At 59.7% G+C, this 14,477-nt stretch carries 15 protein-coding genes and 1 riboswitch; of the genes, 12 read left to right on the top strand and 3 right to left on the bottom strand.

The genetic code is table 11. The annotated features are described in order from the left end of the window. Nucleotides 1-10: 10 nt before the first annotated feature. Genes pduC through pduA form a run of 3 tightly spaced genes read right to left on the bottom strand, consistent with a single transcriptional unit; the run spans nt 11 to nt 2,787 of the window. Nucleotides 11-1,675: a propanediol dehydratase large subunit PduC gene (gene pduC / locus F8562_RS23885; RefSeq protein WP_004105132.1), complete on the bottom strand. Its 1,665-nt coding sequence runs from the start codon at nt 1,673-1,675 to the stop codon at nt 11-13. A gap of 18 nt (nt 1,676-1,693) precedes the next feature. Further along, nucleotides 1,694-2,506 carry a propanediol utilization microcompartment protein PduB gene (gene pduB, locus F8562_RS23890; RefSeq protein ID WP_004205485.1) on the bottom strand — a complete coding sequence of 271 codons (813 nt, stop codon included), beginning with the start codon at nt 2,504-2,506 and terminating at the stop codon, nt 1,694-1,696. Next, nucleotides 2,503-2,787, bottom strand: a complete 285-nt coding sequence (gene pduA, locus F8562_RS23895; RefSeq protein ID WP_001183618.1) for a propanediol utilization microcompartment protein PduA — start codon at nt 2,785-2,787, stop codon at nt 2,503-2,505. Before pduA ends, pduB begins: the two co-directional genes overlap by 4 nt. 524 nt (nt 2,788-3,311) lie before the next feature. Between pduA and pduF the strand changes: the two genes are divergently transcribed. The 12 genes from pduF to F8562_RS23955 all read left to right on the top strand — a co-directional run bounded on the left by pduF (nt 3,312) and on the right by F8562_RS23955 (nt 14,473). Next, a complete protein-coding gene (gene pduF / locus F8562_RS23900) occupies nt 3,312-4,112 on the top strand; it encodes a propanediol diffusion facilitator PduF (RefSeq protein ID WP_004105118.1) in 801 nt (266 codons plus the stop codon). Between the two features lie 188 nt (nt 4,113-4,300). Continuing rightward, on the top strand, nt 4,301-5,212 hold the full coding sequence (gene pocR, locus F8562_RS23905; protein ID WP_014226637.1) for a transcriptional regulator PocR: 912 nt from the start codon (nt 4,301-4,303) through the stop codon (nt 5,210-5,212). A 300-nt stretch (nt 5,213-5,512) separates the two neighbouring features. After that, a riboswitch (cobalamin riboswitch) is annotated at nt 5,513-5,804 on the top strand. An 87-nt stretch (nt 5,805-5,891) separates the two neighbouring features. Next, entirely contained in the window at nt 5,892-7,271 is a 1,380-nt protein-coding gene (locus tag F8562_RS23910; RefSeq protein WP_014839405.1) for a cobyrinate a,c-diamide synthase, read from the top strand. Beyond that, nucleotides 7,268-8,227: an adenosylcobinamide-phosphate synthase CbiB gene (cbiB, locus tag F8562_RS23915; protein ID WP_014839404.1), complete on the top strand. Its 960-nt coding sequence runs from the start codon at nt 7,268-7,270 to the stop codon at nt 8,225-8,227. The genes F8562_RS23910 and cbiB overlap by 4 nt, the downstream gene beginning before the upstream one ends. Nucleotides 8,228-8,237: 10 nt before the next feature. Next, nucleotides 8,238-8,870: a cobalt-precorrin-8 methylmutase gene (locus F8562_RS23920; RefSeq protein WP_004133657.1), complete on the top strand. Its 633-nt coding sequence runs from the start codon at nt 8,238-8,240 to the stop codon at nt 8,868-8,870. Further along, nucleotides 8,867-10,006, top strand: coding sequence for a cobalt-precorrin-5B (C(1))-methyltransferase CbiD (cbiD, locus tag F8562_RS23925; protein WP_014839403.1), 1,140 nt, complete (start codon nt 8,867-8,869; stop codon nt 10,004-10,006). The genes F8562_RS23920 and cbiD overlap by 4 nt, the downstream gene beginning before the upstream one ends. After that, complete coding sequence (locus tag F8562_RS23930) at nt 10,000-10,605, top strand: cobalt-precorrin-7 (C(5))-methyltransferase (RefSeq protein ID WP_014839402.1); 606 nt, start codon at nt 10,000-10,002, stop codon at nt 10,603-10,605. The genes cbiD and F8562_RS23930 overlap by 7 nt, the downstream gene beginning before the upstream one ends. Then, a complete protein-coding gene (locus F8562_RS23935; protein ID WP_014839401.1) occupies nt 10,595-11,164 on the top strand; it encodes a decarboxylating cobalt-precorrin-6B (C(15))-methyltransferase in 570 nt (189 codons plus the stop codon). The genes F8562_RS23930 and F8562_RS23935 overlap by 11 nt, the downstream gene beginning before the upstream one ends. Next, nucleotides 11,157-11,930: a cobalt-precorrin-4 methyltransferase gene (locus F8562_RS23940; RefSeq protein WP_014226631.1), complete on the top strand. Its 774-nt coding sequence runs from the start codon at nt 11,157-11,159 to the stop codon at nt 11,928-11,930. Before F8562_RS23935 ends, F8562_RS23940 begins: the two co-directional genes overlap by 8 nt. Next, nucleotides 11,911-12,966, top strand: coding sequence for a cobalt-precorrin 5A hydrolase (gene cbiG, locus F8562_RS23945; protein ID WP_014226630.1), 1,056 nt, complete (start codon nt 11,911-11,913; stop codon nt 12,964-12,966). The genes F8562_RS23940 and cbiG overlap by 20 nt, the downstream gene beginning before the upstream one ends. Continuing rightward, the gene (locus F8562_RS23950) at nt 12,966-13,691 is read left to right on the top strand and encodes a precorrin-3B C(17)-methyltransferase (RefSeq protein ID WP_004105101.1); all 726 of its coding nucleotides are present in this window, start codon (nt 12,966-12,968) and stop codon (nt 13,689-13,691) included. Before cbiG ends, F8562_RS23950 begins: the two co-directional genes overlap by 1 nt. Then, a complete protein-coding gene (locus tag F8562_RS23955) occupies nt 13,688-14,473 on the top strand; it encodes a cobalt-precorrin-6A reductase (protein ID WP_014839399.1) in 786 nt (261 codons plus the stop codon). Before F8562_RS23950 ends, F8562_RS23955 begins: the two co-directional genes overlap by 4 nt. The last annotated feature ends 4 nt before the right edge of the window (nt 14,474-14,477 follow it).

The raw sequence follows: 14,477 nt of genomic DNA on the forward strand, positions 1-14,477 counted from the left end.
TTCTCACCCCTTAATCAATCTCGTTGGGATCAAGAGCGCCAGGGATGTTTTTAATCTCTTCCCAGCGTTCGCCCTGCAGGCGATAGCCCGTTGCCGGACCGGCATAGTCGTTGACATCGTTGACGGCCGACAGTACCTGCCCGTCGCCGACGATAATCGCGGAGGTATGCAGGTAGTCCCCGGTCAGCTTGGCTTTCTGGATGTTGAGCATGTCCTGGGCCACGTCGGTGAATCCGCCCTGCGCCAGCGCTTTCACCACTTCCAGACCGTTGCGGTTTTTATTGATGATTTCCTGGGCGAACTTGATGTCTTCGACGATGTTGCGCTCCGGCATATCTTTCGAACCGTGGGCGTAGGTCGCGGCTTCAACTTCTTCATCGGTAATCGGCGGCAGCCCCATTCCGGCAAACACGGCCTGCAGCGCGCGGGCGGCTTTGTTACGGATGGCGATGACGTCCTCTTCGCGAACCGGACGCAAACCGCCGTCCACCTTCAGGTCGCGCTGGATGACGTTGTAGTCGTCAAAGTCTTCGGCATCTTCGTTGGAGCCGGCGAACATGTTGTCGTAGTTCGGCACCGCGGAATAACCGGAGGAGATAAAGTCGGTGCCCGGCAGGAACTGCATCAGCAGGCGCGCGGTACGACGCATATCGGAGTGGGTGAAGGTCTGGTCGTTACTGGAGGCGCACTCCAGATCCAGCGACGAACAGATCAGGTTTTCCGCCAGCACCGCGCGAATGCCGGAAGGCACCGCAGACGGCACGCCGATGCAGCTTACGGAACCGTTTTGCAGACCCTGTACGCCCGCGGCTTTGGTGATGTAGATGCAGCGCGCTTCCAGATAAAGCATGGATTTGCCTTCGGCGTAGCCCATCTGCACTTCCGAGCCGGAGCCGGAGGTAAAGCGCATTTTCAGCCCGCGAGAGGCGTAGGACGAGGCGAGGAAGCCCTTCGACCACGGCGTGTCGTCGCCGTCGGTAAAGACCGGCTCGGTGCCGTAGACGGAGATGGTTTCGGCGTAGCAGGTGTGGCCCAGCATGCCGAGCTTCAGCTCGGTGGCTTCTTCCAGCGAGCACTGCGTCAGCACGCCCGGACGGCCTACCTGCGAGCCCACCAGCAGCGCGATGGCGTTGAACGGCGCATAGCGCGCTACCGCAACGGTGGTTTCCTGTTCGTCAAACCCGCGCCATGCCCCTTCGGCGGCGTCGGCGGCAATCTGTACCGGGTTATCTTTGACGTTGGTGACGTGCGCCTGCTGGGACGGGGTGCGGCGGGCGCGCATTTTCTGCATCGCCATCATCATCTCGACGACGTTCATATGCGAAACCACTTCGACAATTTTCGCCGGCGTCATCGCGGTGGTCAGCGGGACGATTTCGCTGCGTTTAACGTTAGGATCGCACAGCATGTTGGCCAGCTTGACCGAATCCATCGCCATCACTTCTTCGGCGCGGTTCAGGTTGATACCGTAGCGGGCGATAAAGTGGTCGATCAGGTCAAAATCGCTTACCGGTTTCCCGTCCAGCTCGGTCACCGCGCCGTTAACGATTTTAATCGACGGTTTCGGATCGTTCGGGCTTTCCATCGCGATAAAGCCTTCTTCGATCCACTCCTTAACGAAGCCGTCCTGATTCACAGGGCGTTTCGCCAGTGCTTCAAATCTTTTCGATCTCATGAATCAGCCTCGTGGGTATCAGATGTAGGACGGGCGATCGTTTTTCGGTTCAGCACCGAGGGTCGCAAGGACGGTTTTGCCGATTTCGCGCGCGGAGGTGACCGCCTGGCGGACCGCGCCGGAGTCGCCGGAAATCACCAGAATGGCTTCGTTACTGAAGCTGGTGCCGTGCGCCGGAGAGCTATAGGCCACGACTTCCACGTTGGCTGACTTCAGGGCGGTATCGGCCATCAGCACGCCCACGGAGGCCGGTGCGCCGACGATGATGCCGCAGGCCCGGCCAATCGGCGCGCCGAAGGCTTTTTCCAGCGCGTAGCTGGCGCGAGCGGTGTACTGCAGCTCGATATGCCCGGCTTCGTTGCCGTAAACATCGCCAAAGGTGCGGTCGAGCTCTTTCAGCGCGACTTCGATACCGCGCTTAACGTCGGAAACGTCGTTACCGCCCAAAATAATCAGCGAACCGTGGCCCGCTCCGCCTTTGGTATCGCGCGGCAGCTCAATGCTGACCACTTCGGTATTGGTGGCTTTCACCGCTTCGTCCGCCGCCATAATGTGCGGGCCTGCGCCGGTGCGGGCGCCGAGAATGCCGATGGAGCGATAGCGCTTTTCAAGCTTCATCGCGTCCAGCAGGGCGGTATCGACGTTGGCGATAACCAGACCCAGGGTGTCGCCAATGGCGGTCCCGACAAATTCCGTTAAACTGCAGCTTTTTTCTGCCATAGCCGTCTCTCGTATTGGATGGTTTTCAGTAGGGATGGCCTGCTGTTCCGGCGTTGCCACGCGGGCAATCACCTGAGCCATGATCTGTTCCACCAGCTCATTGCTGCTCATTGGCTAATTCCCTTCGGTAAGATTTTTTCTACATCGGTGTGGGGGCGTGGGATGACGTGTACGGCTTTCACTTCACCCACATTACGTGCGGCGGCGGCCCCCGCATCGGTGGCCGCTTTTACCGCGCCAACGTCGCCGCGTACGATGACGGTCACCAGTCCGGAGCCAATCTTTTCATAGCCCACTAACATCACATTGGCTGACTTAACCATTGCATCAGCGGCCTCTATGGCTGCGGTTAAGCCTTTGGTTTCTACCATTCCTAGTGCTTCTTGTTGCATAAAGACCTCGCATGGAGTGTTCCGATAGTTGGGACTATAAGAAGATGCGAGGAAAAAGAATGGCTGACTTGAATTTGATGGTGAAAAAATAGTGGGTATTGAATAATATAAAATTGCCACATGTAAATTTAATTTATTGATTTTAATTGTTATTTTTATTTATAGTTATGTGATTATCTTGTTTTGTATATTCCATATTTACAAATTTATTCATGACGAATTTAATTTTATCTGCTATGCGAGAAAAATTGATTTGTGATGTTTGTTGGAAAACGATGAGTTGGTTTTAGCAATATTTTTGCATGTCATGGCGATGGCGTAATTGCGAAATCCGCGCGTGAGCAATGCTATTCTGAGTTATTCAATGACAATAATTTGTTATTGATGCCCGAATTTTCCGGGGCCGCCGTCAGCAGGTTGCCAACAATTTGCGGAGCGGAGTTCATATAGTGGTGCCCGTTGTACTCTACTGCCAGCAGGAGGTTGGCTGGTCAGGACACGAACTCTGCTAAGAAGGTGTCACCATGAATGATTCGTTAAAAGCGCAATGTACCGCCGAGTTTCTGGGCACCGGGCTGTTTTTGTTTTTCGGCATCGGCTGCCTGAGCGCGTTAAAGGTGGCGGGAGCCAGCCTCGGACTGTGGGAGATATGCATTATCTGGGGTCTGGGGATCTCGCTTGCCGTCTATCTGACGTCGGGAATATCCGGCGGCCATCTCAACCCGGCGGTGACCGTTGCGTTATGGCTATTTGCCTGTTTTCCCGGGCGAAAAGTCTTCCCCTATATTGTCTCCCAGGTCGCGGGCGCCTTCGGCGGCGCGGTGCTGGCCTATGTGCTGTACAGCACTATGTTTACCGAGTTTGAATCCGCCCACCATATCGCTCGCGGCAGCGTTGAGAGCCTGCAGCTGGCGAGTATTTTCAGCACCTACCCGGCGGCCTCGCTGAGCATCTGGCACGCGGCGCTGGTCGAAGTGGTGATCACCTCCATGCTGATGGGGATGATTATGGCGCTGACCGACGACGGCAACGGCGTGCCGAAAGGGCCGCTGGCCCCGCTGCTGATTGGCCTGCTGGTGGCGGTGATTGGCGCGTCAACCGGGCCGCTGACCGGCTTTGCGATGAATCCGGCGCGTGATTTTGGGCCGAAGCTGTTTACGTGGATGGCGGGCTGGGGCGATATCGCGATGACCGGCGGAAGGGATATTCCGTACTTTATTGTGCCGATTATTGCGCCGCTGATCGGCGCCTGCCTCGGCGCGGCCATCTATCGTTATCTGATAGGAAATAACTTACCGTGTAATACCTGTAAATTAGAGGATTAATGCATCCGCTGAAATAGCGAAAAATTTTCATGAACCGGTATCACGAACTGGCCAAAAACGTCTCCCACGGATGGGAGACTTTTGCTATTGTAATATTCTTTTATCGTTGGCGGTAAATGATGATGAAAGGAAGTGAATATTAAAGAAATGTTTTATTTATAACAAAAAATTAACTGAGAGGTTTTATCATGATTTCTGCGAGCACACTGAACTCAGAACTCATTAATAAAATCGCACAGGATTTTGCGCAGGCCACCAGTCTGGCGGTTGTGGTTGTCAATATTCACGGTGATGAAATATCTGAACTGTTTAACTTCACTCCTTTCTGCCAGCTGATGCGCCAGCACCCTCAGCACAGCACCCGCTGCCGGATGAGCGACCGCTGCGGCGGCCTCGAGGCGTCAAAAACCGATCAGCTCTGTATCTACCGCTGCCACGCCGGGTTAACCGATTTTTCCATTCCTCTGGTTATCGCCGGGCACCTTGTGGGCTTCGTGCTATGCGGGCAGGTGCGCTTAAGCAACGATGTAGAACTGGTGGATATCCTCAACGTGGACGACGGCTGGCAGGCGGACCCCGAGCTGCTCAACGCGTTCCGCGACGTGCCGGAGATGGACTACTCCAGAGTGATTGCCTCCGCGGATTTACTGAAGCTGATCGTCGAGAACTGCCTGAAAAAGCAGCTCAACTTTGTGGTGATTAAAGATAATCCCCAGCAGCCGGAACCCGCGCGCGCCAGCCGGGTCGCCAGCCCTCACGACAGCAAAATGAAGAAAGCGCTGCGCTACATTGACGCCCATTTATCCGACGAGCTTCGCCTGGAAGACGTCGCCGCCCACGTTTATCTCAGCCCCTATTACTTCAGTAAGCTATTTAAAAAATATCAGGGTATCGGTTTTAACGCGTGGGTGAACCATCAGCGGATGGTGAGCGCCAAAGAGCTGCTTTGCCACAGCGACTGGAGCATCGCCAGCATTGCGCGGAATTTAGGATTTTCGCAAACCAGCTATTTTTGCAAAGTTTTTCGCCAGGCTTATCAGGTCACTCCGCAGGCCTATCGCCAGCAAATTAACGCCAGATCACAAACTGAGTCATTTTAAATGACAATATTTTGTTATTGCCGATTTTTGATATGCCCTTGTATCTGGCTCATTCTAAAATGAAAATATCTCATTCAGAGCAATAAATTGTCATAGCGCAACAAAATAATAATGAGAGAACGATAAGCTGCACCAGTTTTTATTTATTTGATGGGGTAGAGTGATATCCGAAATGGCTTTCAGCGCGCCATCGGCGTAATGAAACGGCCTTGGTAATTAAAAATTAAACACGACGGGAGCCATCCAGCTTCCGTAAGATATTCCGGAAATCATGCGAGCCGGGCAGTCCCGCTCGAATCATGACGGACTAAACCGACAGGCGCCAGGGAAGGGGGTGTGAATCCCCCGCAGCCCCCGCTGCTGTGATGCTGACGAACCCATATATACGCTAAATAATTCGCGTTGTAGGAAGGCGGCAAGCGAGTGAATCCCCAGGAGCTTACACAGGTAAGTGACTGGGGTGAACAAGTAAAGCCAACGCACATACAACGTGAAGTATGACGGGTATGACCACTGATCTGCTTAGCGGATTGGGAAGGATGGGAGAGGACGACGCTAAGCCAGAAGACCTGCCTGTCGGTAATAATCAACAACTTCGGTGGGAAGTGGGTTGCTCAGATGCGTACAGTCGAAAGACTGGGAATGCACGCAGCCCTACCACCCGGCACAGGATCGGGGTATGGCAGCCAGGCAGCACGCATTTATTCTCGCAGGTACCGGCAGCGGTTGTGGTAAAACCACCGTTACGCTTGGTCTGCTCAGCCTGTTGAAGCAGCGCGGTATGCGGGTTCAGCCCTGCAAAGTCGGCCCGGACTACCTCGATACCGGCTGGCACACCGCCGTCAGCGGCGTCGCTTCCCGCAACCTCGACAGCTTTATGCTCCCGGAACCGGTGCTCAATGCGCTGTTTTGCGAACGGATGCAGCGGGCGGATATCGCGGTCATTGAGGGCGTGATGGGGCTGTATGACGGCTTCGGTACCGACCCTGACTACTGCAGCACCGCCGCGATGGCTAAACAGCTCGGCTGTCCGGTTATTTTGCTGGTAGATGGCAAAGCGGTTTCCACCTCCATCGCCGCCACGGTGATGGGATTTCAACACTTCGACCCCAGCCTGAATATCGCCGGCGTTATCGTTAATCGCGTCAACAGCGAATCCCATTATCAGCTTCTCAAAGGCGCCATTAAACGCTATTGCGGGCTGCCGGTGCTCGGCTACGTACCGCGAGTAGAAGGGGTGGCGTTACCTGAACGCCATCTGGGGCTGGTCACCGCCCGCGAGTCGCTGGTCAATCAGCAGCCGTGGCGCGATTTTGCCCAAACGCTGGCGCAAACGCTGGATATTGAACGGCTCCTGGCTCTTAGCCAGCTCACCGCCCTACCCGCCGGGGAGTGGCCCCCGCTGCCGTCGCCCGACGCCGGCGCGGGCCTGACGCTGGCGCTGGCCGACGACGAAGCCTTCAACTTTTACTACCCGGATAACCTTACGCTGCTTGAACGCTGCGGGGTGAATATCGTGCGCTTCAGCCCGCTGCGCGATAGCGAGCTTCCGCCGTGCCAGATGATTTGGCTCGGCGGCGGCTATCCGGAAATTCATGCCGCCGGGCTGGCGGCCAATACGTCGATGCTGGCGCAGCTGCGGGAGGCGCACCGGCGCGGGGTGGCGATTTACGCCGAGTGCGGCGGTTTGATGTATCTCGGCAGCACCCTTGAAGACGCCAGCGGCGACATCTATCCAATGGCCAATCTGATTCCCGGCCACAGCAAGATGGGCAAACGGCTTACCCGCTTTGGCTACTGCGAGGCGCGGGCGATGCGGCAAACGCTGCTGGCGGCGCCCGGCGAAACCCTGCGCGGGCATGAGTTTCACTACTCGGATTTTACCCCTGAGATCCCGGCGGTCCTGGCCTGCCGCAAAGTCCGCGACGGTATGACCCTTCAGCAGTGGTCGGGCGGCTGGCAGGTGGGCAACACGTTCGCCAGCTATCTGCACCTGCACTTTGCGCAGCGTCCCATCATGCTCAGCCACTGGCTGGCTGCGGCAAGGAGCGCGCTATGACGCTGCTGGCATGGGGCGTTGCCTGGCTCCTCGATTTTATCATCGGCGATCCGCAGAGCTGGCCGCATCCGGTGCGCTGGATTGGCAACCTGATCGCCGCCGTTCAGCGCGGCGTGCGCCGCTATTGCCGCAGCGATGTCGCCCTGCGCGTCGGCGGCGCCGTGATGTGGCTGGTGGTGGTCGGGCTAACGTGGAGCGTCTGCTGGGGCGTGCTGGCGCTGGCTCGGACGATTCATCCGTGGCTTGGCTGGCTGGTTGAGGTATGGATGATTTTCACCGTGCTGGCCGGACGCTGCCTGGCGCAGTCGGCGCGGGACGTCGAGCGCCCGCTGCGCGCGGGGGATCTGGCGGAGAGCCGTATCAAGCTGTCGTGGATCGTTGGGCGCGACACGTCGCAGCTTGCGCCGCAGCAGATTAATCGCGCGGTGGTGGAAACCGTCGCGGAGAACACCGTCGACGGCATTATCGCGCCGCTCTTCTTCCTGCTGCTGGGAGGCGCGCCGCTGGCGATGGCCTATAAAGCGGTCAACACCCTGGATTCGATGGTCGGCTATAAGCATGAAAAATATCGGGCCATCGGCATGGTCAGCGCCCGCCTCGATGATGTCGCCAACTTTATCCCCGCCCGCCTGAGCTGGCTGCTTATCAGCCTCGCGGCTCTCCTCTGCGGTGAAGCGGGCGGCCGCGCGCTGCGCATCGGCTGGCGCGACCGCTACAACCACAGCAGCCCGAACTGCGGCTGGTCGGAAGCGGCGGTCGCCGGGGCGCTCGGCATCCGGCTTGGCGGCCCTAACGATTACTTTGGACAGCGCGTGGAGAAGCCGTGGATCGGCGACGCGACGCGCGATATTTCCGTAGACGATATTTCCCGAACGATTCGACTGATGTGGGTGTCTTCGACCCTGGCGCTGGCGCTATTTATGGCGGTCCGGTACTGGCTGGTCGGCGCTGCCTGAGGACAAATGAATGCACTATATCCAGCAACCGCAGGCGATTGAGGCGAAAAGCTTCGACATTATTGGCGATATTATTGCGCAGACCCGCCCGGACTACCGCTTTGCCAGTCCGCTGCACGAAGCCATTATCAAGCGGGTAATCCACACCACCGCTGATTTTGACTGGCTGGATATCCTGTGGTTTTCGCCCGACGTGCTTCCGCGCTTGAGCGCCGCCCTGAGCCAGCCCTGCACGCTTTATACCGATACCACCATGGCCCTGTCCGGGATCAATAAAACCCTGCTGGCGAAATTCGGCGGCGAGTGCCGCTGCTATATCAGCGATCCGCGGGTGGTGGCGGAGGCCAAAGCGCAGGGGATGACCCGCTCGATGGCGGCGGTTGATATCGCGGTCGCCGAAGAGGGCGAGAAGGTGTTTGTTTTCGGCAATGCGCCCACCGCGCTGTTTCGTCTGCTGGAGCATGACGTCGCGGTCAACGGCGTGATTGGCGTGCCGGTCGGTTTCGTCGGCGCGGCGGAGTCGAAAGAGGCCCTGACGCAGAGCGGCCTGCCGGGCATCGCCGCGCTGGGTCGTAAAGGCGGCAGCAACGTCGCCGCCGCCATCGTCAACGCCATTTTGTACCACTTACAGGGGGCGCGATGAGCGAGCAATCCTTTGACGCCCCGGTATGGCACAACGGCAAGGCGCTGCGCAAAGGCTATACCACCGGATCCTGCGCCACGGCGGCAGCAAAGGTCGCGGCGCTGATGGTGATGCGTCAGCATCTGATTCATCAGGTCTCCATTGTCACCCCTTCCGGCATCACCCTGTGCCTTAACGTCGAGTCGCCGCACGTTGAAGGGCAGCAGGCGATCGCCGCCATCCGTAAAGACGGCGGCGATGACGTTGACGCCACCCACGGGATGCTGATTTTCGCCCGCGTGACGCTCGACGATTCCGGCGAGATTACCCTGCGCGGCGGCGAAGGCGTCGGCACGGTCACCCGCAAAGGGATCGGCCTGCCCATCGGCAGCCCGGCGATTAATCGCACCCCGCGCCACACCATCGAGTCGGCGGTGCGCGAGGCGATTGGCCCGTCGCGCGGGGCGACGGTAGAGATTTTCGCCCCGGAAGGCGAGGCGCGGGCGCAGAAAACCTATAACTCGCGGCTGGGGATCCTGGGCGGCATCTCGATTATCGGCACCACCGGTATCGTGACGCCGATGTCGGAGGAGAGCTGGAAGCGTTCGCTGTCGCTGGAGCTGGAAATTAAGCGCGCGGCGGGGCTGGAGCGGGTGGTGCTGGTGCCGGGCAACCACGGCGAGCGCTTCGTACGCGAGCAGATGGGCATTGATGCGCAGGTGGTGGTCACCATGAGCAACTTTGTCGGCTACATGATTGAAGAGGCCGTGCGCCTGGGGTTCCGCCAGATCGTGCTGATTGGCCATCCCGGCAAGCTGATTAAAGTCGCCGCCGGGATCTTCCACACCCACAGCCATATCGCCGATGCGCGGATGGAAACCCTGGTCGCGCATCTGGCGCTGCTGGGCGCGCCGCTGGCGCTGCTGCAGCTGGTGAGCGAATGCGATACCACCGAAGCGGCGATGGAGCACATCGACGCGTACGGTTTTCAGCATATCTATCATCATCTTGCCGAACGCATCTGCCTGCGGGTGATGCAGATGCTGCGCTTTACCAAAACGCCGCCCGTCTGCGACGCCATCATGTTCTCCTTTGATAACAAGGTCCTCGGCAGCAATCGCCCGATCGCCGAGATTGCGCGGGAGATGTCATGTTAACGGTGGTCGGCATGGGCCCGTCAGGCCTGCATCTGATGACGCCGGCGGCGCGGGACGCGGTCGCCAGCGCGGACGCGCTGGTGGGCGGCAAGCGGCATTTACAGCAGTTCCCTGAGTTTGACGGCGAACGGTTTGCGCTGGGCGCCAATATTGCCGAACTGCTGGTATGGCTCGGCGAACGCGACGCGCAGAAGGTGGTGGTGCTGGCCTCCGGCGACCCGCTGTTTTACGGCATCGGTACGCGGCTGATAGCCCACTTTGGCATCGAGCGCGTGCGCATTATCCCCGGCATCAGCGCGGTGCAGTATCTCTGCGCGAAGGCCGGTATCGATATGAACGATATCTGGCTGACCAGCAGCCACGGGCGGGACGTCTGTTTTGATGAGCTGGCTCGCCAGCGCAAGGTGGCGATGGTGACCGACGGGCGCTGCGGGCCGCGGGAAATCGCCGCCCAGCTGGCGGCGCGGGGTAAAGGGTATCGCTGGATGGTGATTGGCGAAAATCTGGCGATGGATAACGAGCGGATCCGCTGGCTACCGGTCAGTGAGGTCGACGGCGAATATGAGATGAACGCGGTGGTGATCCTCGATGAAAGATGAGCTTTTTCTGCGCGGCGAGAAGGTGCCGATGACCAAAGAGGCGGTTCGCGCGCTGGCGCTGGCCAAACTTGAGCTACACCGGGCAAGCCACCTGATTGATATCGGCGCCGGTACCGGCAGCGTGTCGATTGAGGCGGCGCTGCAGTACCCCTCGCTGCAGGTAACGGCGGTCGAACGCAATCCCGCGGCCCTGCAGCTGCTGGACGAAAACCGCCAGCATTTCGCCTGCGGCAACATTGAGATCCTGCCCGGCGAAGCGCCGATGGTGATCACCGAGCGGGCCGACGCCATTTTTATGGGCGGCAGCGGCGGCCGCCTCGACGAGCTCATTGACTGGTCGTGGCAGCAGCTCTACCCCGGCGGTCGCCTGGTGATGACCTTTATCCTGCAGGAGAACCTGAACGCCGCTCTCGACTATCTGCGGCTGAAGGGAATCGAACAGGTTGATTGCCTGCAGCTGAACGTTTCATCGCTGACCGCGCTGGGCAGCGGCCACTATTTCAAACCGAATAATCCCGTTTTTGTTATCGCCTGTCAGAAGGAAGAAAACCATGGCTGAGACATTTGACCCCCGTTGTGTGTGGTTCGTTGGCGCAGGGCCGGGCGACCGTGAGCTGATTACCCTCAAGGGCTACCGCTTGCTCCAGCAGGCCCAGGTGGTGATCTACGCCGGGTCGCTGATAAACACCGCGCTGCTGGAGTACTGTCCGCCCGGCGCCGAGTGTCACGACAGCGCCGAACTGCATCTGGCGCAAATTCTCGACCTGATGGAAGCCGGCGTTAAAGCCGGGAAAACGGTGGTGCGTTTACAGACCGGGGACGTGTCGCTGTACGGCTCGGTCCGCGAGCAGGGCGAAGAGCTGACCAAACGCGGCATCGACTGGCAGGTGGTGCCGGGCGTCAGCGCGTTTCTGGGCGCCGCGGCGGAGCTGGGCGTCGAATACACCGTCCCGGAAGTCTCCCAGAGCCTGATTATTACCCGCCTCGAAGGGCGCACGCCGGTGCCGGAGCGCGAGCAGCTTGAGTCGTTTGCCAGCCACCAGACCTCGATGGCGATTTACCTTTCCGTACAGCGTATTCACCGGGTGGCGGAGCGCCTGATGGAAGGCGGCTACCCGGCAACCACGCCGGTGGCGGTGATCTACAAAGCGACCTGGCCGGAAAGCCAGACCGTACGCGGTACCCTGGCGGATATCGGCGACAAGGTGCGCGAGGCGGGGATCCGCAAAACGGCGCTCATTCTGGTCGGGAATTTCCTGGGCTCTGAGTATCACTACTCAAAACTCTACGCGGCGGACTTTAGCCATGAATACCGTAAAGCCTGAATCAATCGCGCTTTTCTGCCTGACCCCTGGCGGCGTGCGGCTGGCGAAACGGCTGGCGGCGATGCTGCCGTTAACCTGCTTTACCAGCGAGAAGCTGCTGGAAGAGGGGTTTCTCCCCTTTGAAAACGGTTTTGCCAGCGCCGCGCGCGAGGCCTTCAGCAGCTATTCGGCGCTGATTTTCATCGGCGCCACCGGGATCGCGGTACGCGTGCTGGCCCCGCTGGTGAATGACAAGTTCAGCGACCCGGCGGTAGTGGTGATTGACGAGCGCGGCCAGCACGTTATTAGCCTGCTTTCCGGCCACGCGGGGGGCGCGAATGCCCTCAGCCGCTATCTGGCCGGGATGCTCGGCGCCGACCCGGTGATCACCACCGCCACCGACGTCAACGAGATGGCGGCGCTGGATACCCTGGCATTCCAGCTTAATGCCCGGATGAGCGATTTCCGCGCGGCGGTGAAAACCGTCAACCAGATGCTGGTCAGCCAGCAGCGCGTCGGCCTGTGGTGGGACGACGAGCTGGATGAAGACGTCAGCCGCTGCGACCGGCGGGGATTTATCACCGTGACCGATCTGCACCAGCTTCCCGAGCTGGACGCGCTGGTCTGCGTCACGCTGCGCAACGAGCTGCCGGCCATCGCCGTGCCGCACTGGAAGCTGGTGCCGCAGCGGGTGGTCGCCGGAATTGGCTGCCGTCGCGATACGCCATTCCCGCTGTTAGCAGCGCTGCTGGCGCGCCAGCTTGAGGCGCAGCGTCTGGATCCGCTGGCGCTGAAAGCCATCGGCAGCGTCACGCTGAAGAAGCACGAGCAGGGGCTGATTCAGCTGGCCTCCTGCTGTCGCGTACCGTTCGAAACCTTTCCCGCTGATGCGCTGCGCGAGCATGAGCACCATTTTCCCGCCTCATCGTTCGTCAGAAAAACCGTCGGCGTGGGGAGCGTATCCGGCCCGGCGGCCTGGCTGCTGAGCCATGGGCAACTGTTGGGCGAAACCCTGCGCGAACAGGGCGTCACTATCACTTTGGGAGTTTCACACTGATGTTAAGCGTAATCGGAATCGGCCCTGGCTCGCAGTCCATGATGACCATGGAAGCCATTGAAGCGCTGCAGGCGGCGGAAATCGTCGTTGGCTATAAAACCTACACGCACCTGGTGAAAGCCTTTACCGGCGATAAGCAGGTGATCAAAACCGGGATGTGCAAAGAGATTGAGCGCTGCCAGGCGGCGATTGAGCTGGCGCAGGCCGGGCATAACGTGGCGCTGATCAGCAGCGGCGACGCCGGTATTTACGGCATGGCCGGACTGGTGCTTGAGCTGGTCAGCAAGCAGAAGCTGGATGTGGAAGTCCGCCTGATCCCGGGGATGACCGCCAGCATAGCCGCCGCCTCGCTGCTGGGCGCGCCGCTGATGCACGACTTCTGCCATATCAGCCTCAGCGACCTGCTGACACCGTGGCCGGTGATTGAAAAACGTATTGTCGCCGCCGGGGAAGCCGACTTCGTGATCTGTTTTTACAACCCGCGCAGCCGCGGCCGCGAGGGCCATCTGGCGCGCGCCTTTGAGCTGCTGTCGGCCAGCAAAAGCGCGCAGACTCCGGTGGGGGTCGTGAAGTCCGCCGGACGTAAAAAACAGGAGAAATGGCTGACCACCCTGGGGGAGATGGATTTTGCACCGGTCGATATGACCAGCCTGGTGATCGTTGGCAACAAAGCGACGTATATCCAGGATGGCCTGATGATCACCCCGCGAGGCTACGTGCTGTGAGCCACGGCGAGGTGCTGGTGATGGGCGGAACCAGCGACGCGCGGGCGCTGTGCCAGCAGCTTGACGCGGCGCAGGTTAAATACACCCTGTCGGTGGCGACGCCCACCGGCCAGCAGCTGGCGGGAGACATTCGCGGCCAGGTGCGCTGCGGGCGCCTCGAGCTGGAGGAGATGATCGCCTGGCTGAAGGCTAACCGGACCCGCTGGGTGATCGATGCTTCGCACCCCTACGCCGAAGCGGTGAGCCGCAATATCGTCCGGGCCTGCGAAACCGCCGGCGTGCTGCTGAGCCGCTATCAGCGCCCTGAACAGCTGAGCGGCCTGAGGCATCCGCTGCTCTATACCGTGGAGAGCATTGAACAGGCCTGCGAGGTCGCCCGGCGCTTCGGTCCTCGCGTGCTGCTCACCACCGGAAGCAAAGATCTGGCGCGCTGGCGGGCGGGATTAGGCGAAAAAACGCTGCTGGCCCGGGTGTTGCCGGTCGCCGATGTCATTGCCCAGTGCGCCGGACTGGGGTTCGGCGTTGGCGAGATCTTCGCCCTGTGCGGGCCGTTCAGCGCCGAGTTCAACGCCGCTTTCTACCGCCAGTGCCGGGCCGATGTGGTGATCACCAAGGCCTCCGGCGCCGAAGGCGGCTATCAGGAAAAAGTACAACCCTGTCTGGATGCCGGTATCCCCTGCATCGTGATTACGCGCCCGGCACCGCTGGTGACCGGTGAAGAATTACTGGAAAGTCAGGCTGCCTTTGCCCGGCGCTTAGCGCGCTGGCTGGCCGCTGCTTAAGGAG

This window comes from Klebsiella sp. RCJ4 (assembly GCF_009025755.1).
Taxonomy (GTDB): Bacteria; Pseudomonadota; Gammaproteobacteria; order Enterobacterales; family Enterobacteriaceae; genus Klebsiella; species Klebsiella michiganensis.